This is a genomic window from Phaeobacter inhibens DSM 16374 (genome assembly GCF_000473105.1).
Taxonomy (GTDB): domain Bacteria; phylum Pseudomonadota; class Alphaproteobacteria; order Rhodobacterales; family Rhodobacteraceae; genus Phaeobacter; species Phaeobacter inhibens.
This window is the reverse complement of sequence record NZ_AXBB01000008.1, coordinates 19,953-44,550: the sequence shown is the minus strand read 5'-3', so window position 1 is coordinate 44,550 and position 24,598 is coordinate 19,953. Positions and strand designations below refer to the sequence as shown.

Sequence of the window (24,598 nt, the reverse complement as noted above, 5' to 3'; positions counted from 1 at the left end):
ATCCGGGGGGGTCTAGCCCTGGTTCAGGACAGCGATTTGGTCCCCGGCCAAGGATTGCCACCTTGGACCAGGGCGCTGATCTGCCAGCTTCAGTAACTTCACATCGTGCAACCGGGGGGTCACGGGTATGAAGACGAAACGGGTCTTTGACGGACAACGGGGTGTTATCACCTCAATTTTTGTAGCGAGTATCTTTGTTAACCTGCTTGTCCTGACAGCGCCGCTGTACATGTTGCAATTGTTTGCCCGGGTCATGGCTTCGGGCAGCATGCCAACCTTGATTGCTTTGACCACCGGCGCGTGTATCGCGCTGGTGTTCTTTTTTCTTTTTGATGTCATTCGCCAACGCCTGGTCGCCCGCCTCGGCTCGCGGCTGGAAGCGCGGCTCAGCCCGGTTGTCCTGCAAGGGATGATCAGCGGCAACCTGCCTGCGCAACTGCGCACCGCGGAACCGATCCGCGATATTCAGGACTTGCGCGGCTTTGTCACCAGCCCGGTGTTCATCGCGCTTCTGGATGCGCCCTGGTCATTGTTGTTCATCGCGTTGATCTTTGTATTCAGCCCGATCCTGGGGCTGGTGGCGGTGGCCGGGCTGCTGCTGTTGCTGGGCCTTGGTGTGCTGAGCGAACTGATGGGGCGCGGACCGGGCAAAACCTCTGAAGAGGCCGCCCGCGAAACCAATGCCGCGGTTGACGAAATGATGGTCAATGCCGAGATCATCCACGCCATGGGCAAGACCTCTGCCCAGATCGGCCGCTGGCGCGGACGCGCCTTTACCGCGATCCTCTTTGGCACATTGGTCACCGACCGGGTGGCACTGATGACCTCGCTGGCCAAGGCCGTGCGCATGGGGCTGCAAATCGCGGTGCTGGGCGTGGGCGTGGTGCTGGTGATCAACAACCAGCTGACACCGGGGCTGATGATTGCCTCCTCGATCCTTCTGGGCCGGGCGGCGGCGCCGGTGGAGCAATCCATCGCCGGCTGGCGCGCCCTGCTGAAGGCGCGCAGCGCCAAGGAGCGGCTGAACCTGCTTCTGGCCCATGCCGAGGACACCAGTGACCGGATGGAACTGCCCGATCCCACAGGGCGGCTGTCGGTGGAAAATGCCACCGTGGTGCTGCCGGGGCGGCAGGATCCGCTGCTGCTGGATGTCACCCTGTCGCTGCAACCGGGCCATGCGCTGGGGCTGATCGGCCCGTCGGGGGCCGGCAAGACCACGCTGGCCCGCGCGCTGGTGGGGCTGCAACCGCTGGTGCGGGGGCATGTGCGCATCGATGATGCCGCCCTCACCGACTGGGACCCTGAACAGATTGGCCGCCACATCGGCTTTCTGCCGCAGCAGGTGGAGCTGTTCCGCGGCACCGTGGCCGAAAACATCGCCATGATGGACCCCAGCGCCAAACCCTCGGATGTGGTGGCCGCTGCCAAACTGGCGCGGGTGCATGAGCTGATCCTGGCCCTGCCCGGCGGGTATAATGCCGAGGTCGGCCCGCGCGGCAGTTTCCTCTCCGCAGGTCAGCGCCAGCGCATCGGTCTGGCGCGCGCCTTCTTTGGCGAGCGCAAGCTGATCGTGCTGGATGAACCCAATGCCAATCTCGACCCCGAAGGCGAAGAGGCCCTGGCCGCCGCCATCGAGGAGGCCTGCGCCCGCGGCGCCATCGTGGTGGTGGTGACCCATCGGCTCAACCTGTTGCGCCGGGTCAGCCATGCCGCCCTGGTGCAGGAGGGGCGCATCGCCCGCTTTGGCGAGGCCCGTCAGATCATCGAGGCCGCCGCCCAGCCGATCAGCCGGCCAGAGGGCGATCCCAAGGTCACAAATTTCACGCCCCGCCGTGAGGCCCGGGCCGGGACTGACGCCAGCGCCGCAGCCAGTGCCACAGAAGGAACACAGTCATGAGCAGCAGCGACAGCAGAGATCTGGTGCCCCGCAAGGGCAGCGAGATTGAAATGAGCCGTGGCTTTCAGGACCTGATGCCGGATGGCTTTGCCCTGCCCCGCACCCCGCCCACCCGCGTGCGCCAATTGGTGATGTGGATGCTGGTCTGCGGCTTTGGCCTGTTTGGCGGGCTGGTGTTCTGGGCCACACAGGCCGAGATGACCAGCGCCGTGGTGGCCTCGGGGCAATTTACCGTGGCGGGCGACCGGCTCAGCGTGCAGCATCTGGAGGGCGGCATCGTCCGCGAGATCAATGTGGCCGAGGGCGATATGGTCGCCGAAGGGGATGTGATTGCGGTGCTGGACGGGCGCCGGATGCGCGCCAGCCGCGCCATTCTGACCAGCCAGATGGCCAGCCTGCTGGCCCAGCAGGCCCGGCTGCAGGCCGAATTGGCTGAGGCCGATCAGATTGAAGTCCCGGCAGAGCTGGACCAGCTGATTGCCGAAGATCCGCAGCTGGTCTCCCTGTTTGAGGTGCAGCGCGATGTCTTCACCAGCAACCGCGCCCTTTATGAAGGGCAGGTGCAGATCCTGCGTGACCGGATTTCCCAGCTGGGCAAGCAGCTCAACGGGCGGCAGGCGCGGATCACCGCAATTGAGGATCAGCTGACCCTGATCAAGGGCGAGGTCGCCGATCTGCACAAGCTCTATGAAAAAGGTCTGGTGCCCAAAACCCGGCTCAGTGACCGGCAGCTGCAACACACCGGGCTGATGGGCACCTTTGGCGCGCTGGAAAGCGACAGCGAAAACATTCAGGAGCGCATTGCCGAAACCGAGGAGCGCATCCTGCAGGTTCACCGCGACACGGTGAACCGGATTTCCAGCGAAACCCAGCTGGTGCAGGAACGCATTCTGGATCTGCGCCAGCGGCTGGATGCGGCAGAGGATGTGCTGGAGCGCCAGATCATCCGCGCGCCGCAGGCCGGCCGGGTGGTGGAACTGTCCATCAACACCCTGGGTCAGGTGCTGAACCCGGGTCAGAATGTGCTGGAGCTGGTGCCCTCGGGCAGCGATCTGATTGTCGAAACACGCGTCTCGCCCACCGATATTGACGAGGTGGTGACCGGCGGGCAGGCCCGGGTGCAGCTCACCGCCTATAGTTTCCGCTCCACCCCGCCGGTCCGGGGCGAGGTGGTGATGGTGGCCGCTGACAGTATCGCCGATCTCAACAGCGGCATTCCCTATTACCGCGTTCACATCCGCATTCCGCCCGAAGAGCTGGCGGCGCTGCCCAATGTCAAAACCCTGCCCGGCATGCCCGCGCAGGCGATGATCGAGACAGGCCGGCAGACATTGGCGGATTACCTGCTCAGCCCGGTGCTGCGCAGCATGTCGAACGCCTTGAGAGAGGGGAATGGCTGATCAGGGATGCGCGGCCGGTAAGACGTCTGGCGTTTCATACCTGGGGGGGACCTGATCATCCATCCTTTCGTCCCGCCTGGCCCCTGGCCGGGCGGGTCTTTATTTGGGCAAACCGCCCTCTGCCGCCGCCATATAAATTAGGTCCGGTTCGGACCAAATGTTTCGCACGCGAAACATTTAGACAATAATGCTGACCTATTTCAGGGTCTGTCTGCCAGATCTGCCTGATTTGAGAACGCCCTCATATGCGGCTCTGACAAAGGGGTAGCCCCCCCTGCCCTATTCCGTGGCGCGTTTCTTGACCCAGCCCAAAAATGCCGCATCGGGTCGCCGCAACCGCGGCGCGCCGGAGCGCACCCACATCGTGCGCCAGTCGGCCTCCAGCGCATAGACATCCACACCGGGGATCAGGCTGCGGGCCTGTTCCAGCGTCCGCGCGCTCAGCACCGGCGGGCGCTGGCTGTTGTCGAGCACTGCGTGTTTCTGGGAAAACCGGATCAGATCCCCCGGCAGCTCCTCCATCGCGTAATCCGGCAAGGGCTGGGCCGCAATCATGTCGCGCAGCATCTTGCGAAACACCCGACGCGGGCTGGCGGAGCCGGATTTCTTCAACAGCACCTCTACCGAGATCTGCCAGCTGTCCTGGCGACCGCAATGTTTGCGAGCCAGCTCATAGATGCGCCGCTCCAGCGGCTTGCGGAGCCGGAAGTAATCGCGGCTGAGGGTCAGCACCGATTTCGACAGCACCGCACGGTAGATCCATTCGCTGAGCGTCACCACCACATTGACCATGCGCCCGCCGCGCGCCTTGCGCACGATCTCCCAGCTCTCGATCAGACCAAAGCCGCTGGTGACCTCCTGCCCGCCGGTGACGATATTGGTGGTGATGCGGGTGCCGGCCAGCCGCTCAAACGCTTCGCGCAGACGCCGGTAGGCATCGCCCGAGGTCTCGCGGTTGGTCGCCACCAGCAGATCATGGGCGGTGAGATGCAGCGTGCGGCTGACCTGCCGGCCGGCATTCACCGCCGCCATCAGCTGGCTGATGCAGAAGATCAGAATATCCTTGTCGTGGATCGTCGCCAGCCCTTTGACCGAGGGCACCACAGTGATCTCGGCACCATTGTGTTCATAGTTCAGAATGCGCCGGTCTGGCCGGGTCCCCAGCGAGAACAGCGGATGCTCCATCGAGGCAAGATCGTTTTTGGGGATCGCATCAAACACATCGCAGAGGAAAAAATCCCCGCGCTGCGCCCCGCCGCCTGCGGTCATCTGGCCAAAAACCGGGCCTGAAATCTGGCCTGCCATGTCACTGTCCTGTCTGCTCTGCCCGCCCCCCGTCTGTCCGGGCCTTTTGGCCTCTTTCGGGGTGACTCGCGTCTTCGTGGTTTTGATTACGCCCACCCTAAAGTTATCCACACCACTTCTCAACGGGGGTTCAGAGTCACTGCTTCGGGGGATCAGAGTCAGTCTATCGGGGTTTCAGAATCGCATGCTCCGAAAAAAAGCGCCTCATCGCCAATGAAAAAAGGGCTTTGCGCCTATGCGTGTTGCGCCTTAACTTATATATAACTCAATAATAACAGGTAGAAAAAATCTCCACGGGCAAAATCACCACGGGCATCGCCCCGGAGCCTGCCGATTTTAATGCCGCAACCCCCGGATTTGCTTAGAAAATTCAAAAGAGATGCGCATATATCTTTCATGTGCGCTGTTTTCTGCTATCATCCGCAAAAGGCCGCACATCAAAGAGGCTCTTCGGAGATCTTCCTGATGGAAGGGGCGCAGGCAGAGGCATGAGAGCAATGGCACGAGAGACCCAGAAGAAAGACCCAAGCCGCAGTGCGGCCGGGCTGCCCCCCTATTTCAACATCGATCCCGATGCCGCCCTTGGCGATTTGGATACGCCCACCAGCACCGGTGGCTTTGCCGAAATCGCCGAGGCCTGCGCCCGCGGCCGTGCGGATCTCTCCAGTCGGGGCATGAATGAGGAAGGACGCAAATCGCTGCGCCTGTTCTCCACCTGGGAAATCACCCGCTATCTGATCCCGGTCGCCCAGGCCCATTTCCGCCGGGTGCTGAAGGCCAACCCCGAGCTGCCGCAGGGCCGCTCCGAAACCGAAGGCGGCGCCAAGTGGTTCACCCTCGACGAGGTGCTGCGCCTGCGCGCGCATTTTGCCGCCCAGGGATCCAAGGCCAAGGATTACACCCCCTACCGCCCCGAAGGGCTGCCCGCCAAAATGGTCGCTGTCGCCAACTTCAAAGGCGGCGTCGGCAAGACGTCTACCGCGGCCCATCTGGCGATGTCAGCGGCGCTGGATGGCTACAAGGTGCTGGTGATTGATCTGGATAGCCAGGGCTCGATGACCTCGATCTTTGGTGGCAAGGTCGAAGACGAATGGCAGACCGCCTTCCCGCTCTTGGCGCGCCACTACGGCGATCACCTGCGGCTGGAAAACCAGCGCCGTCTGGATCGCGGCGATGCGCCCCAGCCGCTGGACGACAGCCTGTCGGCGGCGATGGAGATGACGGCAGCGGATGTGATCCAGCCCACCCATTGGCCCAATATCGATCTGATCGGCGCGCAGCTCAATCTGTACTGGGCCGAATTCCAGATCCCGGTCTGGCGGATGGCCGCGCGCAGCTGGAAGCTCTGGGATGCGCTCACCGAGCGGCTGGAGGCTGATGGCGTGCTGGAGCAATACGACGTGATCTTCATCGACACGCCGCCGGCCCTTGGCTACCTGACCATCAACGGGCTGTCGGCGGCGGATATCCTTCTGGTGCCGATGGGCGCGTCTTTCTTGGAATTCGACAGTACGGGGCGGTTTTTCGATATGCTGCATTCGACCTTCGCCTCCATCGAGGAGGGCGAAAATCTGGCGGCGCGCGCGCTGGGGCGGCCGGAGATTGCCTTTGAATGGGATGCGGTGCGCACGGTGATCACCCGCTATGACAGCGCCCAACAGGGTGAGCTGGCAGCCCTGATGCAGGCCTATCTGGGACCCACCCTGTCGCCGCACCGGCAGGATTACACCGCGCTGATCGGTCAGGCCGGCGAGCAGGTCAATGGCATCTACGAGGCCGATTACCGCGATTTCAACCGCGAAACCTACGCGAGGGGGCGCGAGACCTTTGATGCCACCTATGCGGCCTTCAAGCGGCTCCTGCTGGCGGTCTGGCGCCGGGATGAGTTGCAGATGCAGCGCGCGGCGCAGTAACGGGCTAAAAACACACCGCGCCCCATACTGTGCACCCGGCAGCCCCCAAGGGCAGACAGGGCCGCAAAATCAGACCAGGCGCGACAAAAAAGGACAGGCAGATGGCAAAACGCAAACGGCTTTCCCCGGCACAGCCGACCTATCTCAGCACCGCGCCTGAGAGCAAATCCGCCCTCGGCGGCCCCGGTTCGCTGTCAGCGCCGCCGATTGCGCAGGTCGCCTCCGAGGCCGCCACAGAGGGCGCGCTGCAGGAGCTGACAGCGGTGCTGGAGACTGCCCGCGCCAAGGGGCTGATGATCGAGGAGATCGCGCTTGGCGCCATCGACGAGACCCATCTGGTGCGCGACCGGCTGGAGCAGGACGAGGAAGAGATGGGGGCGCTGGTGGGATCCCTGCGCGCCCGCGGCCAGCAGACCCCGATCGAGGTGGTGGCCCTGGGCCAGACCGCAGATGGCAAGACCCATGGTTTGATCTCCGGCTGGCGTCGTCTGACCGCGATGCGCATGCTATATGCCGAGAGCAATGATCCCGCCTTTGCCACCATCAAGGCGCTGGTGATTCAGCCCGACGGGGCCGAGGGCGCCTATGTGGCGATGGTTGAGGAAAACGAAATCCGGGTGAACCTCTCCCATTACGAACGCGCACGCATTGCGGTGCGGGCGCTGCGCGAAGGGGTCTACAGCAGCCAGAAATACGCGCTGCAATCGCTGTTTGCCAATGCCACCCGCGCCAAACGCTCCAAGATCGGCAGCTTTGTCACCCTGGTTGAGGCGCTGGATGAGGATCTGCTGTTTCCCACTGCCATCCGCGAGAAACTGGGGCTGGGGCTGGCGCGGGCCTTTGCGAATACACCAGGCTTTGCTGATGAGGTGGTCGCGGCCCTGCGCGCCACCGCCCGCCCCACGGCAGAGGCGGAACAGGCGGTGCTGAGCCAGCTCCTGGCCGCCTATGAGGGGAGTGAGATGCCCGTCCCCGCTGGTGATCAAGCGGCCTCTGCCGTCCCGATGTCTGAACGGGCATCGGATCCTGCAGAACAGCCTGCCCCGATGCCACGGGTGCGCAGCCTTGATCCGGCGGATCGTATTGGCGCGGATGAGCGGGTGAGCGTGCAGGCCGCCGCTGGCGTGCGGCTGGGATTCACCCCCGGCCAGCAGCGGATCGAACTGACGGGGACAGCGGTCGACAGCACCCTGATGGAAGACCTGAAGGCCTGGCTGCGCCGCCGCTGAACAGAGTCTGAGGATGATGTGAAAAGACCCTGATACAGCTGTATCAGGGTCTTTTTGTGTTTGGGGTGATGACCGGGTGGGTTTAGCGGCCCACTCCGATATAGGTCTCAAACCCGGCGCGTTTGGCGGCTTTGGCGGTGTAGATATTGCGCAGATCCACCATCCGGGGCTGCGCCATCTTGCGCGCCAGCGCCTTCAGATCGAGGGCGCGGAATTCATTCCATTCCGTCAACAGCACCACCAGATCCGCATTGCGCGCGGCCTTATAGGGATCTTCTTCCCATTTCACACCGGGCAGCAGATCGCGCCCCTCGGCCTCGCCCTGCGGGTCCACCACCCGCACCCTGGCGCCGCCCCCAATGAGGGCCGGCACGATGGTGAGGCTGGGCGCCTCGCGCATGTCATCGGTATTGGGTTTGAAGGTGACGCCCAGCACCGCGATGGTCTTGCCGTTGAAACTGCCGTCACAGGCGTCGCGCAGCTTCTCCAGCATCCGGGCTTTTACCTCCTGATTGACCCGCATCACCGTTTCGGTGATCTGCATCGGATAGGCGTGGTCCTGACCGATGCGCGCCAGCGCGGCGGTATCCTTGGGAAAACACGACCCGCCATAACCGGGACCGGCATGCAGGAACTTATTGCCGATGCGCCCGTCCAGCCCGATGCCACGGGCGACTTCCTTGACGTCTGATCCCACCCGCTCACAGAGGCCTGCGATTTCATTCATGAAGGTGATCTTGGTCGCCAGAAACGCATTGGCGGCATATTTGATCATCTCGGCGCTTTCGAGATCGGTGGTGAGGATCGGGAAATCGCGCAAATACAATGGCCGGTAGATTTCGGCCATGACCTCGGCGGCGCGGTCGTTCTGCACGCCGACGACCACCCGGTCGGGGCGCATGAAATCATCAATCGCCGCCCCTTCGCGCAGGAACTCCGGGTTGGAGGCCACATCGAAATCTGCCGCCGGGTTGGATTTGGCAATCACCTGTTTCACCTGCCGGTTGGTGCCCAGGGGAACGGTCGATTTGGTGACCACCACGGTATAGCCCTGCAGGGCGGCGGCGATCTCCTCGCTGGCGGCCATCACATAGGTGAGATCGGCATGACCATCGCCGCGCCGTGTTGGCGTGCCAACGGCGATGAACACCGCTTCGGCCTCGGCCACGGCGGCGGCCAGATCATCGGTAAAGGACAGCCGGCCCGCAGCCACATTGCGCGCCATCAGATCCTCCAGCCCCGGCTCATAGATCGGCACCTCGCCGGCTTGTAGCCGGGCGATCTTGGCGGCGTCCTTGTCGACGCAGACCACGTCATGGCCAAAGTCGGAAAAGCAGACGCCGGAGACCAATCCGACATATCCGGTGCCAATCATTGCAATGCGCATGGGGGCGGTCCTTTGCTGTTGCCTCATGTCCCCCGCTTGAAGGGGCGGGGTGTTGGGGATCAGACATATACGGGCGCGATGGGGGCGGGAACCGGAATTTTGGGCATACGAGAAATAGGTCCGGTTCGGACTAAATGTTTCGCGTGCGAAACATTTAGTCAATCATGCTGACCTAATAGAGGAGGGTGTCTTGATCCCGATTTCACAGAAATCGGGAGGCCTGCGGCGCGAGTATTTGGGGAAAGGTGACAGGTCAGAAGCGCATGTCGCACCAGATCAACTCTGCCCCGGATCAGCCTTGGGCGTCACCGTAATACGCCCGGTACCAGGTGACAAACCGCGCGACGCCCTCTTCGACGGGGACCTGCGGTTCATAGCCAGTGAGCTGGTTCAGCAAGCTGGTGTCGGCCCAGGTGGCAGGCACATCGCCAGGCTGCATCTCCATCAGGTTTTTTTGCGCGGTGATCCCCAGCGCGGTTTCCAGCGCTGCGATATACTCCATCAGCGGCGTGGGTCTGGAGGCGCCGATATTGACCACCCGGAAGGGGGCGACAGGGCTGAGATTGTCCTGTTCCGAGACCGGTTGACCCCCCGGCACCGCGTCGATCAGCCCGGTGATGCCCGCGACCAGATCGTCGATATAGGTGAAATCCCGGCTCATCCTGCCGTGATTGTAGACGTCGATCGGCTGACCTGCCTGCATCGCCTTGGTGAATTTGAACAGTGCCATATCGGGCCGGCCCCAGGGGCCATAGACGGTGAAAAACCTAAACATCGTGGTCGGCAGCCCGTAGAGATGGGCATAGGAATGGGCCATCGTCTCGCCCGCCTTTTTGGTGGCGGCATAAAAGGACATCTGATGATCCGCCTGCTGGCGCTCATCAAAGGGCATCTGGGTGTTGGCGCCATAGGCCGAGGAGGTGGAGGCGATCAGCATATGGGCGGGCGGATGGGCGCGGGCGGCCTCCAGGAGCTCAAAGGTGCCGATCAGATTGGCCTCAAGATAATCGCGCGGCGCATCGATGGAATGGCGCACCCCGGCCTGGGCGGCGAGATGGATCACCGCATCCGGTTTATGGGTGGCAAACAGCCCCATCAGGCGGTCGGGATCTTCCAGCTTGCCAATGATTGGCGTGAAACCCGCGTATTCCGCCAACCGCGCGTGGCGGCACTCCTTCAGGCGGACATCATAATAGGGCGAGAGGCAATCCAGCCCAATGACACGCCAGCCTGCGGCCAGCAGCCGGTCTGCAAGGTGATAGCCGATAAAGCCGGCCGATCCGGTGATAAGAGCGGTTTTCATGCCCCTTAGGTGGCGGCTTGGGCGCGGGGTGTCAATGCGTCCTGCGGCGCGGGAAAGCGACCTGTAACCGGCAGGTGAATTGACAGCACGGCCTATTTATGAGCTTTGCGCTCTGAACCAAAATACCCCGCCGCCCGCAGGAGCCGCTGTCGCTGTGAATGAAACCCTGATCCCCGAGCCTGCGCTTCAGGCTGATATGCAGGCCAATATGCAGCAGGCCGGCGCCGGACGTCTGGTGGCGGTGGTGGTCACTTATAACCGGCTTGCGAAACTCAAGGTGACATTGGCGCGTCTGTTGGACAGTCCCGCGCAGGAGCTGGCGTCGCTGGTGGTGGTGGACAATGCCTCCAACGATGGGACCGGTGACTGGCTGGCCGGCTGGGCGGCGGATCATCCGCGTGTCGATGTGGTGACCAGTGTCACCAATCAGGGCGGGGCCGGCGGTTTTGCCTTGGGAATGCAGCGCGCGATGGAGGCCCATACACCAGACTGGCTGGTGGTGATGGATGATGATGGCCGCCCGGAACCCGGTGGGCTGGCGGCGTTTCACGCCATGGGACAGAGCGGCGCGCTGGCCCATTGGGACGCGGTGGCGGCGGCGGTCTATTTCCCAAGCGGCGAGATTTGCGAGATGAACCGCCCCTCGCGCAACCCGTTCTGGAGCCTGTCGCATTTCCTGTCCACCGCCCGCAAGGGGCGGGATGGGTTCCATATTCCGCGCCGCGCCTATGACGGCGGGCTGAGCGCGATTGATGTGACGTCTTTTGTGGGGTTCTTCATCTCAGCAGCGGCGGTGCGGCGGGTGGGCTATCCGGATCCAAAGCTGTTCATCTACGGCGATGATGCGCTCTATACCCTTGGACTGAGTGCTGCGGGGGGGCGCATCTGCTTTGCCGCCGATGTGCGGTTTGAGCATGATTTCTCCACCTTCAGCAATGGTGACAGCGGTCAGCGGTTTCGGCCGCTGTGGAAGGTCTATTACCATCACCGCAATCTGCTGCTGCTTTATCGGCAGGCGGCGGGCTGGCTGTTCTGGCCGGTGCTGCTGCTGATCCTGCCCAAATGGATCCTGAAAGTGCGTCATCATCCCGGCGTGCGCCGGGCCTATCTGCGGCTCACCTGGCTGGCGGTGCGCGATGGGCTGTTGCGGCGGTTGGGGCGCAGCCACGGTGAGGTGCTGGCAGAGGCCCGCGAATAAAGCGCAGATCAGCGGTTGAGGATGACCCGGTGATAGCGGCGCATCAGGATCAGACCCAGGGCGGTCAGCGTCATACCGATCAGCAGCACATAGGCATGGCTGACGTAATCAGCATTATAGGTGGGGTAGAATCCGGTGCGCATCAGCCCGGTGATATGCAGCAGTGGATTATACCACAGCACGTCCTGCGCCACCGGCGGCAGATCCTCGTAGATATAGATCACGCCGGAGGCCAGAAACAGCGGTCGGGTGATGATTGACCAGGCCACATCCCACAAGGGAAACAGCCCCATCAGCACCGCATTGATACAGCCCACCCCCAGCCCCAGCACCATGGCGAGGGTGATGGCTTCGACCAGCGGTGGCAGGTCAATGGCGGTGCGGCTGTCGATCACCGCAAGGATGCCGGTGATCAGAAGCGTGGTGATGACAATCCCGGTCAGGCTGTTCAGCACAAACCGCGCCAGGATCGCATCCAGCCAGGTGACAGCGGGGTAGCGCAGCAGGGGACGGGAATAGGCAAGCGCCCGCGCAACGGTGCCGGACAGAGTCTGATACAGGTTAAATGGCAGAAATCCGGTGGCGTAGAACAAGAGGAAACTGGTGCCAAGCGACGGCGTGCGGATCACCAGCGAGAAGCCCAGCGACAGGAACAGGATCGCGGCGAGTGGTTCCAGAATGCCCCAGAGGTAGCCGCCGGGCGTGCGCCCGTAGCGCGTCGACATCTCGCGCAGCACCAGCGCCGCGACGGTGCGCAGTGTTGCCATGCTGCGGCGATGGCGATGGTGCGGATTCGCGGCGGGGCTGGCGGGGATCTGGGCTGGCGTCTGGGCGGGCGCCTGTGCCGTGACCTGTGTCTTTGGCGGGCTTAATGGGCGGGGCTGAGCCGGGGGCGCAGAAGAAGACAGGCTGGCCATGAACACCCCATGAATACCCATTGTGAAACGCGGATCGCGAGCGGTATTATGAGAGAAACAAAAGACAATGACAAACGGCTTGGGGCAGGGTGCTTTTGGGCCAGGACAGGTTGATCATGACACAGACGCCCCCGTCGTCCCTGACCGGACGCCCCGCTTCAGAAGAGGCGACATCAGAGGAGGCGGCTGCGGCAGATACCGCAGCAAGCACAGCAACCGGTACACCCGCGGCCTCCCCTGCTGCCACAGCATCGGACAGCGCCCCGGATGCGGGAGAGGCTGCCGCCCCCGCCCAGCGGGTGCCGGATCCTGTCAAACAGCTGAAACGGGTGCGCCGCAAGGCGCGCAAGGCCGAAGCCGCCGTGGCCGAGCTGGAGGCGCGCATCGCCGAGGCCGAGCAACGTCCGGCCTATCCGCTGGCACGGCCTGCCAGCATGAAAAAACGCCACTGGGGGCTGGTGATCAGCTTTGTGGCGCTGGTGCTGGCGCCGCTCCTGGCGGTGATGATCTATCTCTGGACCTTTGCCGAGGATCAATATGCCTCAACCGCAGGCTTTACCGTGCGCAGCCAGGAAAGCAGCGGCGCCAATGATCTGCTTGGCGGGCTGGCGCAGTTCGCAGGCACCAGCAGCGCCTCGGACAGTGATATCCTCTATGAATTCATCCAGAGCCAGGAAATGGTGGCTGCGGTCGATGCGGCGGTGGACCTGCAGGGGCATTACAGTGCGCTCTGGCCGCGCGACTGGGTCTTTGCGCTCTGGCCGGAGGCCTCGCTGGAGGATCTGACCTGGTACTGGCAGCGCATTGTCGGGATCTCTTTTGACAGCGGCTCGGGGCTGATTGAGGTGCAGGCGCTGGCCTTTGATGCGGCGACCGCGCAGGCCATCACAAAGGCCATCGTCGCCGAGAGTCAGACCCGCATCAATGCGCTGAATGAACAGGCGCGCGCCGATGCGATGCGCTATGCCCGCGCCGATCTGGATGAGGCGCTGGAGCGGCTGAAGGACGCCCGCCAGTCGCTGACCAGTTTTCGCACCCGCACCCGGATCGTGGATCCCGAGGCCGATATTCAGGGCCGCATGGGGGTGATGAACAATCTCCAGCAGCAACTGGCCGAGGCGCTGATCCAATATGACCTTCTGCGGGGCACGGTGACCGCGGCGGATCCGCGGCTGACCAAGGCGCAGCAGCATATCGACGTCATTCGCGACCGCATCAATATCGAACGGCAGACCTTTACCTCCAACAACACCGACACTGGTGGCGTCGGAGAGGATTACCCGTCGCTGATTGCCGAATTCGAACGGCTGACGGTGGACCGCGAATATGCCGAGGAAAGCTATCGTGCCGCGCTGACGGCGCTGGAGGTGGCGCGCGATGATGCCGCCCGTCAGAGCCGCTATCTGGCGACCTATATCAACCCCACCCGCGCCACCGAGCCGGAATATCCCCGCCGCGCGGTGCTGGCAGCCCTGGCCGGGCTGTTCCTGCTGCTGACCTGGTCGATTCTGGCGCTGATCTACTATTCGATCCGCGATCGCAGCTAGGGCGAGGGGGCAGGGCGGTGATCCGGTTTGAAAATCTGACGAAGAGCTTCTGGCTCAAGGGGGAGCGGCGGGTTGTCATCGACAATCTGAACCTGACGCTGCCGACGGGACGGTCGCTGGCGCTTCTGGGGCGCAATGGCGCGGGCAAATCCACCCTGCTGCAGCTGGTGGCGGGCACCATGCGCCCCGATCATGGTGAGATCATCTCCGACGGGTCGATTTCCTGGCCAGTGGGGCTGGCAGCGTCGTTTCACGGCGATCTGAGCGGCGCGGAAAACGTCCGTTTCATTGCGCGGATTTACGGCGTGGATACCGATGATCTGGTAGGGTTTGTCGAAGATTTTGCCGAATTGGGCAAATTCTACCATATGCCGATGCGCAGCTATTCCTCTGGGATGCGGGCGCGGCTGACCTTTGGCGCCTCAATGGGGATCAAGTTCGACACCTATCTGGTGGATGAGGTGACGGCGGTGGGCGATGCCGCCTTTAAGCGCAAGAGCCGCGATATTTTTACCGACCGGATGCGCCATTCCAGCGCCATTCTGGTCAATCATTCGATGCGCCAGCTGCGCCAGTTCTGCAATGCCGGTCTGGTTCTGGACAATGGCCGGCTGCGCTATTTCAGCGACCTGGATGAGGCCATTGCCGAGCATCACCGCCTGATGGCGGTCTGACAGGGGCTGATGTGTCCAGCAAGTGTTTCCGTAACAAGCTGATATAAAAGGAAAATGCAGGTCTTTGCCGGCGCTGAAACCGATCCTTGTATGCCTCTGGATTGTTTGACAAAAAGGGCAGGGGACGCAAACAGGACGGGGTGCCGGGGTGAATATACTGATGGTGGGCGCAGGGCTTTCGGGCGCTGTGATCGGGCGGCATCTGGCCGAAGCGGGTCACAAGATCACGGTGCTGGACAGCCGCGACCATATCGGCGGCAATTGCCATACCGAGCGCGACGCCGAGACCGGCGTCATGGTGCATGTCTACGGGCCGCATATTTTCCACACCGATGACGCTGAGGTCTGGGACTATGTGAACGGGTTTGAGACCTTCCTGCCCTATAAAAACCGGGTGAAGACCACCAGCCTGGATCCCGAAGGGCGGCGTGGCGTGTTCTCGCTGCCGGTGAACCTGCACACCATCAATCAGTTCTTCGGCAAGACGCTGCGCCCCGAAGAGGCGCATGATTTCATCACCGAAGAGCAGGCCGATACCTCCATCACCGATCCGCAGACCTTTGAGGAACAGGCGCTGCGCTTTGTGGGCCGCGATCTTTATGAGGCGTTTTTCAAAGGCTACACGATCAAGCAATGGGGCGTGGCGCCCAGTGCGCTGCCGGCCTCGATCCTGAAGCGGCTGCCGGTGCGGTTCAACTACGACGACAATTACTTCTTCCACAAATATCAGGGCATGCCGGAGAACGGCTATACTGCGATGATTGAAAAAATCCTCGATCATCCGGGCATAACGGTCAAGTTAGAGACTGTTTTTGACCAATCACAGGCCGCGGATTACGACCATGTGTTCTACTCCGGACCTTTGGACGGGTATTTCAACTACCAGCTGGGGCGGCTTGGCTACCGGACGCTGGATTTCGAACGTTTCACCCATCAGGGCGATTATCAGGGCTGCGCGGTGATGAACTACGGCGAGGAAGCCGTGCCTTACACCCGCATCACCGAACACAAGCATTTCGCCCCCTGGGAAAGCCACGACGGGTCGGTCTGCTACCGCGAGTTTTCCCGCGCCGCAGAGCCGGAGGATATCCCCTATTACCCGATCCGCCAGGTCGAGGAAAAAGCGCTCTTGGGGGACTATGTGGCGCTGGCCGAACAGGCCGAGGGCGTCACCTTTGTCGGCCGTCTGGGCACCTATCGCTATCTCGATATGGATGTGACCATCCGCGAGGCGCTGGACACCGCACGCGGGTTTCTGGCAGCGCAGGAAAACCGCGCGCCGGTTCCGGCCTTCTTTGTGGCGCCGCTCTGATCGAGCCTGACCGCTGCGCTGTTGCAGGCGGCTTGGTCTGGACCCGTACCGGATGTTAGAGTAGGGCTTGGGCGCCGGAAAATAAGGCTGATGAAGTAACGAGATGGAGCCGATGAGCGACAAAACCGGAGCCAGACCCAAGACGCTTGTGATTCACATCGGCGACCACAAGACCGGGACCACCACCATCCAGAATGCGCTGGCTGTGGGGAGCATTCAGCTGCATGACGCCAAGCTGCTCTACCCGGCCAAGATGAACCACAATTATCTGACCGGGTTTATCACCAGCCATCGCAAGGGCACGCCCCTGCCCAAACATCTGGAGGATCGCGACGGTCTGACAGAGGTGGCCGCCCAGATCGCGGCCTCGGATGCGGATTATGCGGTGCTGTCTGCCGAGGCGTTTGAGAATATCCCGGCACCGGAATTTTACGACCTGGTCGAGACCTTCTTTCGCGGCTGCGCTGATCGCATCCATATCGTGGCCTATGTGCGCCCTCATGCGCAGCGGATCCTGTCGAGCTATGCCGAGCAGATCAAGATCGGCTGGTACCGGGGCAGCATGCAGGAGTTCTTTGACCACAACCTGCAAAACGGCCGGTTTCATTACGCGCCACGTTTTGCCCAGTGGCGGGAGTTGTTCGGCGAGGATTTCACCCTGCGCCCGATGATCCGCAAAGAGCTGAAAAATGGCTCGGTGCTGGATGATTTTGCCGAGGTGGCCTTTGACGGGCGGCCCTGCACGGTGGAGGAATTCGAGCCGGAAAACCAGGCCATGACCGTGCGCGAGCTGGCGCTGATGTATTTCCTGCAAGGCCAGTTTCAGGAGCAGGACCCCTGGCTGCGTCACACGCTGGGCTGGGAGCTGTCGCGTCAGCTGGACCGGTCGCGCGGCGACAGCGAGGCCAAGGTGCGCAAACTGGTGATGGCGCGCGATCTGGCGGAGGCCGCCACCGCCGCCTATCGCTGCGATGCCGAGGTCATGGATGCCACATTCTTTGAGGGTCGGCCGCTGATGCAGACCGCGCTGCGGGATATGGAAAAACAATCGGCCCCCTGCGCCCCGTCGCTGGACCCCAGCCAGTTTTTCAGCCCCGAACATCTGCGCAACCTGACCGTTATGGCCAAGATCATCGAAGGCATGCTGGAGCGGCAGGGCAAATGGCCCTCCTATTTCCACAGTCACCGGATCAAGGATATTGAGCGGCACAAGAATGCGCGTCTGGGGCTGGATGAAAACGGCGATCCGCTGGAGCCCGAGGCGGAGATGCCCGCCGGATCCGAGACCGCAGCGACACCTGCCCCACAGAGCGCCGTAACCACATCTGACACGCCGGCCCAGACACCACCGCCCGCGCGCGTCCTCGCAGATGCCGCCGCAGGCGCTGCGCCACAGAAGGATCAGCCATGAATATCCGTTCCTCCCTTGCTGCGGTCATTGTGACCTATAACCGGCTGGACAAGCTGAAGCGCGTGATCGCCGCCCTGCAGGCGCAGACCTGCCTGCCGGAGCGGGTTTTTGTGATCGACAATGCCTCCACCGATGAGACCGGCAGCTGGTTGACCCAACTGCAACAGGACGACCCGCGGTTTCAGCATGTGCGCCTGCCGGAAAACATCGGCGGCGCCGGCGGCTTTTACGAGGGCGCGCGGGTGGCCTATGAGGAAGGCTATGATTACATCTGGTTCAGCGATGATGACGCCTACCCCGACTCCAATGCCATTGAACTGCTGCTGACCGGCATCAAGGATTTCGAGGCGCAGTTCACCTGGCGGCCGTCGTTTGCCTGTTCGGCGGTGAAATGGACCAATGGCGATCTCTGCGAGATGAACACGCCCTCAACGGTCTGGGACTGGCCACGCTTCTACAGCCCCGAGACGCCTTATTTCCTGGTCGGCTCCTGTTCCTTTGTCTCGGTGCTGGTGCCGCGTTGGGCGATCCAGAAACACGGCTTTCCGATCAAGGAATATTTCATCTGGTACGATGATGCCGAATATACCCAGCGGATCGCCAAATCCTATCCTGGCATCTACTGTCCCAACAGCGTGGTGGTCCATGATGTGCCGGAAAACAAGGGCGTGAACTATTCGCTGGTGAACCAGGCCAATATCTGGAAATTCCGCTATGGTGCGCGCAATGAGGCGTCGTTCCGCCGCCGTGAACAGGGCTGGGCCGGGGTGGCTGTCTTTGCCCGCGGGGTGCGCCGACAGATGCGCCAGGGCAATGTGGAAAAATCACTGCGCCGCGAGGTCTATAAGGCGATCTGGCGGGGCTGTTCCTTTAACCCGCAGATCATCCGTCCCGATCCCGACACCGGCGTCTGACACCGGCGTCTATATAAGACCGTTTCCAACAGGTCACACAATCCGGCAGGCAGCCAGACCACGAGGCAGGAGCCCCCATGTCCCAGGACAGAGACTACATCGATCAGGAGATCACCCAGATCCGTTTCATCTATGAAACGCTCTATCCCGAGACCCCGGTCGAGACCCATATGTGGTGGGAAAAGGCCAAGCTGCCGACCCCGGCGGTGCAGCCGCAGGATATGTCCTATGGCGCCGAGATGATGGCGCTGACCTATATCGGCAACCTGCGCACCGGACCGCAGGAGACCCCGGCGCTGCCGGGCAAACGGGTGTTTGTTACCATTCCCTCGCCGCGCCAGGTGGCGGTGCGGGAAAGTGCTGGCGGCGTGCCCTGGCACAAGCGGCCACGCAAATACCGGGCCATTCATGCGCTCTCGCCGATATTGGCAGAGCAGATGAAATATCAGATCGAGGCGCGGCGCTGGCGCAAACTTCCCGCCCGGCATAAATTCTCCCGGCTGGCCTGTTCGCGCGGCATCTTTGAAACCCAGAAAATGACCCCAGAGGGGCGTCATGGCGGCAAGGATCCGGCAATCCTGATCGGGTTGCACTGGCTGGATGTGGGCGGCGCCGAGAGCCTTGGTATCGACAGCATCCAATGGGCGCTGGACGCCGGGTTGCGGGTGTTTGTCATGGTTGGGCAGGAAGGCCCCGAACGGCTGCTGGCGAAACTGCCCGATGATCCGCGCCTGCAGTTGATCCGCACCGACCGTTACCTGCCGCGCAGCCAGACCAGCGCCTTTGTCAGTCAGCTGATTGCGCAGGAAAACATTATCCTCACCCACAACCATCACTGTGTGCCGCTCTATGATGCGCTGCCCACGATCAAGCTGCGCCACCCGCATGTGGTCAACCTCGACAGCACTCATATCGTGGAATACGCCGATGGCGGCTATCCGCGGATCTCGGGTGTCTGGAGCAATTACATCGATCATCACCATGTGATCAGCGGCGATCTGGAGCGGTTCTACAAGGAGCGGTTTCGGGTCTATGGCAGCAAGCTGGTGCTGGGGCGTCTGCTGGATGACAGCCGCCGCGGCGCAGAAGTGGCACCGGTGCGGATCAAGGCCGGGCAGACCCGCTGCCGCGTCGCCTTTGTCGGGCGGATGGTGCATCAGAAACGCCCGGTGGTGGCGCTGTCGATCATCCGGCGGCTGCGGGCCTGGGGCAAACGCAACGGGGTGGATTTCCGCTTTGATATGGTGGGCGAGGGCCCCTATCGCGGCGCGGTGGAACATCTTTTGACCCGCTACCGGCTTGCGGATGTGGTGCATTTGCATCCCGCAGGCACCGATGTACCGGCGCTCCTGGGCGACAGCGATATCCTCCTGGTGCCATCGTCGAACGAAGGGCTGGCGCTGGTCTGCTATGAGGCGATCGAGGCCGGCTGCGTGCCGATCTGCTCCGAGGTGGGCGCGCAGGCTGAGATCTGCCCGCCGGAAACGCTGGTGGCCTGGTCGCCGCTGCAGGCGGTGCGCGACAGCGTCGCGGTGGTGCAGCGGCTGTTGCGCGAGGAGGGTTTTGCCGAGACGGTAGAAGCCGGCCAGCGCGCCCGGATGCAGGCCTTGCAGGCTGACCCCTCGGCGCGCGAGGTGCTGGACCGGCTGTATCGTGATGCGCTGGCGGCGGTCGAGGCGGAACAACAGCTCCCGAAAGAAACTGCCAAGCGCCGTAAGACCAAGAGCAAGGCCCCGGCATGACCCGCAGGCTGTGGCTGCATATCGGCTCACATAAGACCGGGTCGACCTCGTTGCAGACCGCGCTGCGGCAGGGGCAGAGCGACAAGACCCTGGGCCGCTGGAGCTACCTGCACGCAAGGCCACGGGTGGATTTCAACCCATTGGTGCGCTGCCATGGCATGGGCGCGGGGATGCACACCGAATTGCGCTGGCCGTTTCTGGAGCGGCGCATGGCGGATGCCGATCATCGTGGCCATGGCGACTGTATCCTGTCCAGCGAGATGCTGTTCTGGCTGATGGATGTCGCGGATCTGGAGGCGCTGCGCCAGCAGCTGCTGACCCATTTTGACGAGATCAACGTGGTGGCCTATCTGCGCCGTCAGGATGCGCTGGCGCTGTCGCACCGCAAACAGGTGGTGATGGGGCGGGCGGCCTATCAGTTTTACGGCGCGCAGATCCGGGGCCTGCCGGAGTTTCAGCCGCATATGATGCGCTATTTCGATTATGCCACCAAACTGGCGCGCTGGGAGCAGGTGTTCGGGGCCGGGAATGTCACCGTGCGCCGGTTCCAGCGTGGCGATCTGGTGGGCGGCGATACGGTGCTGGATTTCTACCATCTGGTGGGGCTGACGCCGCCGCCGGAGCTGCCGCAGGAAAACGCGGCCTGGTCGCGCAGCCAGCTGTTGGCGGGGCTGTGGCTGCGCCAGCGTGGCTATCCGCGCCAAAGCTTTGCCGAGGCGGTGCAGGAGCTGCCGGATGATGGCCGTCTGATGCCTGCGCGGGATGATGCGGCGGCGTTTCTGGCGCGGTTTGACGCGATCAACCGGGCGCTGGCGGCGCGCTATGACCCGCAGGGGCCGGAGATGTTCTTTGACTGTGACCTCAGCCGTTACCCGGAGGCGGGCAATGGCGAGGGGCTGGAAGGCGACGCGGTGGTGACGCCTGAGGTGCTGGCGGGGTTGGAGGTGCGGGCGCGGGCGGAAATGGCGGCGCGGGAGCTGCCGCTGGATGCGCTGAACCCGGAGGATCGGCTTTAGGCTGCCGCAGGCCGCTTATTGATCTGGCATCCCCCCCCGCAAGAGATTGCGGGGGGATTTTTTATGCGGGCGCGGCGCGGGTCATCAGATCCGCGCAAAAGAAAAGGCCCCGCAAAGCGGGGCCTTTCCTAAGACATGTGACAGCGCCAATTAGGCGAAGTCGAAGTCCGCTGCGGACAGACCTGTCAGGGTCTCGCCGGTCAGGGTCACGGTGGTGTCTGCATCGATTGCGATAACCACACCAGCGTTGGTTTCGTAAGCAACTGCCAGAACGTCGTTCAGGTCATTGTAACCCAGTTCTTCCACGTTCATTTTGTTGGCGCCTGTGCCGAAGTCGGTGATGGTGGTCGCGCCTGTGCCTGCTTTCAGGATGAAGGTGTCATCGCCCGCACCGCCGGTCAGGTTGTCGCCGCCGAGGCTGGTGTAGATCATGTCTGCACCAGTACCACCGGTCACGGTGTCTTCGCCCGCACCGCCACGCAGTTCGTTGGAACCGGAAGCCGCACCAATAACGTCGTCGCCGTCGCCACCCTTCAGGGTGTCGTCGCCTGCGCCGCCAACCAGGGTGTCGTCGCCGGCACCACCGTTGATGACGTCGTTGCCTGCGCCACCGTCGAGGTTGCCGTCGTCGCCGTTGCCGCCGAAGATCACGTCAGCGCCGGTACCACCGGTGATGTCGTCTGCACCTGCGCCACCGCCCAAGATGCTGCCATCGTCGTTACCGTTGGTGATGGTGTCGTTGCCGTTGCCACCGCGGATCACGTTGACGCCGTCGCCGCCTGCCAGAACATCGTTGCCGTTGCCGCCAATGATGGTGTCGTCGCCGAGACCTGCGGTGATGGTGTTGGCCTGATCGTCGCCGTTGAAGGTGTCGTTACCCTCATCGGTGGTGGCGGTTTCGTCGATGTTTGCGGTACCTTCGGAAGCGTTCCACGTGTCATCACCGGTGGTGAAGGGGATGGTTGCTTCGTAGGTCACGGTCACGGTGCGGGTTTCTGTACCAGCAGCGTTTGCCACAACAACTTCATAGGAGAAGGACGCGTCGTCACCGACGTTGCCCTGTGCGGCGATCGCTGCGGTGTTTGCAGTGAAGGTCACGGTCTGGGCGCCGCTGTTCACGGAGAAAGCGCCGTCAGCGTTTACGAAGTTGCTGCCAACGGTGGCAACGTCCTGGCCGTCTACGCTGACGATGGATGCTGCGGTGAAGGCGTTGACGGCGGAGGCTGCGCCGTCCCAGTCGTAGCTGTTGATGGTGGTCAGGGTCGCTGCTGCGCCGCTGTTGACTGCCGCGGGCTGGATGATGCCTTCGGAGGCAACGCCTGCTTCGATGGTCACGCCATCGGCCAGGGTCACGGTTGTGAAGCCTTCGGTCAGGGACGCGCCGGAAACAGTCCAGGTGTCGGTTGCTTCGTCATACGCGAGGGTTGCACCCACCTGTGCGACAAATGTGTCCGCCGCGTTGTTCAGGACCAGCGTGTCTGCGCCGCCATTGCCATCGATGCTGTTTGCGCCGATTGCGTCGACCAGCAGTGTAACTGCGTCATCGCCGGTGGTGCCCGCGACAACTACTGTGCCGGTTGCTGCATTAATATTAGCCATTTTCTACTCCGTAGTAATGCTCGTCGATTTCTGCGAACAAACGCGCCTGCCTTATGCCCGCAAAGGTTTTACCGCTCTCTGTCTCTCTGGATGGGTGTCTATTGTCAAGGAAACTTGCGCCGGAGGCTTCAGGAATTGCGGGGATGTCGAAATCGTGCCCTGCGTGCCACGCTGCCCCATTGTGGGAAACTGGCGGCTTGCAGCTAATTTAACCATTTTAGGGGTTGAAAAGGCGGAGTCTTTTTGCAAATTTCTTGCCCGACTGGGGGTGCGTTGCGGCGGGCCTGCGTCAGCTATGGCGGATTCAGCTGCAATTTCGCCGGCAAACTTGACGTTTTGCGAAGCTGTTGCGCATTTTGTTAACTCTTTCTTAATACATCTTATAAGGGTGGGGAATACCTGACCCATGCCATTCCCTCTCCCTGAAGGTGTGTGGTTTTTGCCACCCTGGCCAAAGCGGGTTTTCATTTTTCAACATTCCGCCCCGGCGTTTTAAAAGAGCGGTGCGAATTCTTTCACATTCTATTCGCGTGAATAAGGGTTTGATTTAAATTAATCGGCTTTTTTTGAGCTGTGCTGCGCGTTTGGCTGTGAAAAATTTCACTTTCTCCACACTACCTCCTTCGATGTATGAAGGTGGTAGCGCCCCGGGGCGGGGAAAATCCCGCTGAAACCGGCCAAATCTGACGTAAGGGCAGGGGGGTGGCAGGAGAATCTTCGCCCCGGAGCGCTGGGCTGTGCCCGCCCGCAGCAGGCGGGTGGAATCGGCATGGAATCGGGGGGCTGGAATTTCCGGCAGGGATTCTCTGGCAGGGGGGCTCCGGCGCGGCGCGGTCCGGAGCCTGTGATCAAGTCGGTGATCCAGCCTGTGATCCAGCCGGTGAATTCAGGTGCGTGTCATCAAGGTCGGGCAGGGGGATAGGGGCGGCCGATCAGCCGTAGCAGCGGCTCACCAGCTGATGCAGGCGGGCGTCGTTGCGGCTTTTCTCGCCCACAAGATTGCGCACCGCATCGGGGATGTCCTCGGCGGCTTTGGCCTTGCTGCCGGTGTTCTCGCGGTGCTCCGTCAGCTCCGCCAGCCCATGGCTGCGGCGGAAATGCTGCAGGGAGGCGCCCAGATGTTCGGTCACGCCAATAAAGCTGTAGTAGCGGTTCAGCTTCTCCAGCGCGTGATCAAAGGAGTAGAAGGCCCCGGCCATCAGCGACAGCTGGTAATCATAGGGCAGCACGCGGGCATAGGATTCCAGTGTCGGATAGCGCGCGGCAAAGGCCTCATGCTGGGGGTGTTTGTCGGAGGTGTTGTAACGGTAGTTGGAAACAAAGCGGTCCAGCGGGTCGCGGATGATGGTGGCGCATTTGAGCGGCAGTTCCTGGTGGCGCCAATACATCACGTCAGACCAGGCGAAATGCCCCATCAGCACCTGACGGCAGGGGGTGGCCTCATCGCTGCGCCGGTAAAGCGCCTTGCGCGTCTTGTTGCGGAAGGACTGGTTGGTGTTTTCCCAGGAAACCGGGTGAAAGATGTCAAAAGCCGCCTGCAGCGCCTTGCCCACCGACATGCCTGCGGTCTTGGGAATATGCATAAACAGGATCACGTCATTGGGATCGTGATAGGTCTCTGCCGCCACCAGCCGGGGGGAAAACCGGGCCTCGAACGCGGTCTCGGCAACGGTTCTGCTGCCGGAGGTCTGAGAGGAAACCTGTGACATGATAAGGGCTTGCTCCAGTTTGGTCGGCAGGTGCCGAATGCGCTGTCGGGCCTTAGCGAAGGGGGGGCTGGATGTCAATCTGAGCGGGGCGGAACCGCGGGGTTTACGGGGGTCTGTGGCGGGGG

Annotated in this window: 19 protein-coding genes; 12 read left to right on the top strand and 7 right to left on the bottom strand. The window is 62.3% G+C overall.

Going from position 1 to position 24,598, the window contains the following annotated elements; genetic code table 11:
• Nucleotides 1-127: 127 nt before the first annotated feature.
• Together INHI_RS0103480 and INHI_RS0103475 are read left to right on the top strand one after the other, a co-directional pair.
• Nucleotides 128-1,897: a type I secretion system permease/ATPase gene (locus INHI_RS0103480; protein ID WP_027246747.1), complete on the top strand. Its 1,770-nt coding sequence runs from the start codon at nucleotides 128-130 to the stop codon at nucleotides 1,895-1,897.
• Entirely contained in the window at nucleotides 1,894-3,297 is a 1,404-nt protein-coding gene (locus INHI_RS0103475) for an HlyD family type I secretion periplasmic adaptor subunit (RefSeq protein WP_027246746.1), read from the top strand. The genes INHI_RS0103480 and INHI_RS0103475 overlap by 4 nt, the downstream gene beginning before the upstream one ends.
• Nucleotides 3,298-3,576: 279 nt before the next feature.
• Here the strand turns inward: INHI_RS0103475 and INHI_RS0103470 are convergent, their stop codons facing one another.
• The gene (locus tag INHI_RS0103470) at nucleotides 3,577-4,602 is read right to left on the bottom strand and encodes a replication initiator protein A (protein ID WP_051338941.1); all 1,026 of its coding nucleotides are present in this window, start codon (nucleotides 4,600-4,602) and stop codon (nucleotides 3,577-3,579) included.
• A 497-nt stretch (nucleotides 4,603-5,099) separates the two neighbouring features.
• Here INHI_RS0103470 and INHI_RS0103460 point away from each other — a divergent pair, with 497 nt between their 5' ends.
• Nucleotides 5,100-6,515: an AAA family ATPase gene (locus INHI_RS0103460; protein ID WP_036766893.1), complete on the top strand. Its 1,416-nt coding sequence runs from the start codon at nucleotides 5,100-5,102 to the stop codon at nucleotides 6,513-6,515.
• Between the two features lie 101 nt (nucleotides 6,516-6,616).
• Nucleotides 6,617-7,744 carry a ParB/RepB/Spo0J family partition protein gene (locus tag INHI_RS0103455; RefSeq protein WP_027246743.1) on the top strand — a complete coding sequence of 376 codons (1,128 nt, stop codon included), beginning with the start codon at nucleotides 6,617-6,619 and terminating at the stop codon, nucleotides 7,742-7,744.
• 82 nt (nucleotides 7,745-7,826) lie between these two features.
• On the opposite strand, the gene INHI_RS0103450 is transcribed toward INHI_RS0103455, so the two are convergent.
• Nucleotides 7,827-9,131, bottom strand: a complete 1,305-nt coding sequence (locus INHI_RS0103450) for a UDP-glucose dehydrogenase family protein (protein ID WP_027246742.1) — start codon at nucleotides 9,129-9,131, stop codon at nucleotides 7,827-7,829.
• A gap of 292 nt (nucleotides 9,132-9,423) precedes the next feature.
• Nucleotides 9,424-10,434, bottom strand: coding sequence for an NAD-dependent epimerase/dehydratase family protein (locus INHI_RS0103445; RefSeq protein WP_027246741.1), 1,011 nt, complete (start codon nucleotides 10,432-10,434; stop codon nucleotides 9,424-9,426).
• Nucleotides 10,435-10,588: 154 nt separating this feature from the next.
• On the opposite strand from INHI_RS0103445, the gene INHI_RS0103440 reads away from it, so the two are divergent.
• A complete protein-coding gene (locus INHI_RS0103440; RefSeq protein ID WP_027246740.1) occupies nucleotides 10,589-11,632 on the top strand; it encodes a glycosyltransferase in 1,044 nt (347 codons plus the stop codon).
• 8 nt (nucleotides 11,633-11,640) lie between these two features.
• On the opposite strand, the gene INHI_RS0103435 is transcribed toward INHI_RS0103440, so the two are convergent.
• Nucleotides 11,641-12,549 carry an ABC transporter permease gene (locus INHI_RS0103435; RefSeq protein ID WP_014876633.1) on the bottom strand — a complete coding sequence of 303 codons (909 nt, stop codon included), beginning with the start codon at nucleotides 12,547-12,549 and terminating at the stop codon, nucleotides 11,641-11,643.
• 116 nt (nucleotides 12,550-12,665) lie between these two features.
• Between INHI_RS0103435 and INHI_RS0103430 the strand changes: the two genes are divergently transcribed.
• The 7 genes from INHI_RS0103430 (at nucleotide 12,666) to INHI_RS0103400 (ending at nucleotide 21,165) form a co-directional block, all read left to right on the top strand.
• The gene (locus INHI_RS0103430; protein WP_027246739.1) at nucleotides 12,666-14,096 is read left to right on the top strand and encodes a KpsE/RkpR family capsule polysaccharide export protein; all 1,431 of its coding nucleotides are present in this window, start codon (nucleotides 12,666-12,668) and stop codon (nucleotides 14,094-14,096) included.
• A 17-nt stretch (nucleotides 14,097-14,113) separates the two neighbouring features.
• A complete protein-coding gene (locus INHI_RS0103425) occupies nucleotides 14,114-14,770 on the top strand; it encodes an ABC transporter ATP-binding protein (protein ID WP_027246738.1) in 657 nt (218 codons plus the stop codon).
• A 148-nt stretch (nucleotides 14,771-14,918) separates the two neighbouring features.
• Nucleotides 14,919-16,082 carry a UDP-galactopyranose mutase gene (glf, locus tag INHI_RS0103420; protein WP_027246737.1) on the top strand — a complete coding sequence of 388 codons (1,164 nt, stop codon included), beginning with the start codon at nucleotides 14,919-14,921 and terminating at the stop codon, nucleotides 16,080-16,082.
• Nucleotides 16,083-16,194: 112 nt separating this feature from the next.
• Nucleotides 16,195-17,493 carry a hypothetical protein gene (locus INHI_RS0103415; RefSeq protein WP_254656835.1) on the top strand — a complete coding sequence of 433 codons (1,299 nt, stop codon included), beginning with the start codon at nucleotides 16,195-16,197 and terminating at the stop codon, nucleotides 17,491-17,493.
• The gene (locus INHI_RS0103410; protein ID WP_027246735.1) at nucleotides 17,490-18,407 is read left to right on the top strand and encodes a glycosyltransferase family 2 protein; all 918 of its coding nucleotides are present in this window, start codon (nucleotides 17,490-17,492) and stop codon (nucleotides 18,405-18,407) included. The genes INHI_RS0103415 and INHI_RS0103410 overlap by 4 nt, the downstream gene beginning before the upstream one ends.
• 77 nt (nucleotides 18,408-18,484) lie before the next feature.
• A complete protein-coding gene (locus INHI_RS0103405; protein WP_027246734.1) occupies nucleotides 18,485-20,149 on the top strand; it encodes a glycosyltransferase family 4 protein in 1,665 nt (554 codons plus the stop codon).
• Nucleotides 20,146-21,165: a hypothetical protein gene (locus INHI_RS0103400; protein ID WP_027246733.1), complete on the top strand. Its 1,020-nt coding sequence runs from the start codon at nucleotides 20,146-20,148 to the stop codon at nucleotides 21,163-21,165. Before INHI_RS0103405 ends, INHI_RS0103400 begins: the two co-directional genes overlap by 4 nt.
• 150 nt (nucleotides 21,166-21,315) lie before the next feature.
• Here the strand turns inward: INHI_RS0103400 and INHI_RS20690 are convergent, their stop codons facing one another.
• The 3 genes from INHI_RS20690 to INHI_RS0103390 all read right to left on the bottom strand — a co-directional run bounded on the left by INHI_RS20690 (nucleotide 21,316) and on the right by INHI_RS0103390 (nucleotide 24,473).
• Nucleotides 21,316-22,764 (bottom strand): calcium-binding protein, encoded by a 1,449-nt coding sequence (locus INHI_RS20690; protein WP_051338940.1) that lies wholly within the window; start codon nucleotides 22,762-22,764, stop codon nucleotides 21,316-21,318.
• Nucleotides 22,765-22,815: 51 nt separating this feature from the next.
• Nucleotides 22,816-23,232 carry a hypothetical protein gene (locus INHI_RS21025; RefSeq protein WP_155805560.1) on the bottom strand — a complete coding sequence of 139 codons (417 nt, stop codon included), beginning with the start codon at nucleotides 23,230-23,232 and terminating at the stop codon, nucleotides 22,816-22,818.
• Between the two features lie 464 nt (nucleotides 23,233-23,696).
• Nucleotides 23,697-24,473 carry a sulfotransferase family 2 domain-containing protein gene (locus INHI_RS0103390; RefSeq protein WP_027246732.1) on the bottom strand — a complete coding sequence of 259 codons (777 nt, stop codon included), beginning with the start codon at nucleotides 24,471-24,473 and terminating at the stop codon, nucleotides 23,697-23,699.
• Between the last annotated feature and the right edge of the window lie 125 nt (nucleotides 24,474-24,598).

Coding starts and splice junctions, on each gene's coding strand:
- INHI_RS0103460 (WP_036766893.1), top strand. CDS start 5,100: ATGGCACGAGAGACCCAGAAGAAAGACCCAAGCCGCAGTGCGGCCGGG.
- INHI_RS20690 (WP_051338940.1), bottom strand. CDS start 22,764: ATGGCTAATATTAATGCAGCAACCGGCACAGTAGTTGTCGCGGGCACC.
- INHI_RS0103410 (WP_027246735.1), top strand. CDS start 17,490: ATGAATATCCGTTCCTCCCTTGCTGCGGTCATTGTGACCTATAACCGG.
- INHI_RS0103430 (WP_027246739.1), top strand. CDS start 12,666: ATGACACAGACGCCCCCGTCGTCCCTGACCGGACGCCCCGCTTCAGAA.
- INHI_RS0103435 (WP_014876633.1), bottom strand. CDS start 12,549: ATGGCCAGCCTGTCTTCTTCTGCGCCCCCGGCTCAGCCCCGCCCATTA.
- INHI_RS0103405 (WP_027246734.1), top strand. CDS start 18,485: ATGTCCCAGGACAGAGACTACATCGATCAGGAGATCACCCAGATCCGT.
- INHI_RS0103455 (WP_027246743.1), top strand. CDS start 6,617: ATGGCAAAACGCAAACGGCTTTCCCCGGCACAGCCGACCTATCTCAGC.
- INHI_RS0103450 (WP_027246742.1), bottom strand. CDS start 9,131: ATGCGCATTGCAATGATTGGCACCGGATATGTCGGATTGGTCTCCGGC.
- INHI_RS0103445 (WP_027246741.1), bottom strand. CDS start 10,434: ATGAAAACCGCTCTTATCACCGGATCGGCCGGCTTTATCGGCTATCAC.
- INHI_RS21025 (WP_155805560.1), bottom strand. CDS start 23,232: ATGAAAACCCGCTTTGGCCAGGGTGGCAAAAACCACACACCTTCAGGG.
- INHI_RS0103480 (WP_027246747.1), top strand. CDS start 128: ATGAAGACGAAACGGGTCTTTGACGGACAACGGGGTGTTATCACCTCA.
- INHI_RS0103470 (WP_051338941.1), bottom strand. CDS start 4,602: ATGGCAGGCCAGATTTCAGGCCCGGTTTTTGGCCAGATGACCGCAGGC.
- INHI_RS0103415 (WP_254656835.1), top strand. CDS start 16,195: ATGAGCGACAAAACCGGAGCCAGACCCAAGACGCTTGTGATTCACATC.
- INHI_RS0103390 (WP_027246732.1), bottom strand. CDS start 24,473: ATGTCACAGGTTTCCTCTCAGACCTCCGGCAGCAGAACCGTTGCCGAG.
- INHI_RS0103475 (WP_027246746.1), top strand. CDS start 1,894: ATGAGCAGCAGCGACAGCAGAGATCTGGTGCCCCGCAAGGGCAGCGAG.
- INHI_RS0103400 (WP_027246733.1), top strand. CDS start 20,146: ATGACCCGCAGGCTGTGGCTGCATATCGGCTCACATAAGACCGGGTCG.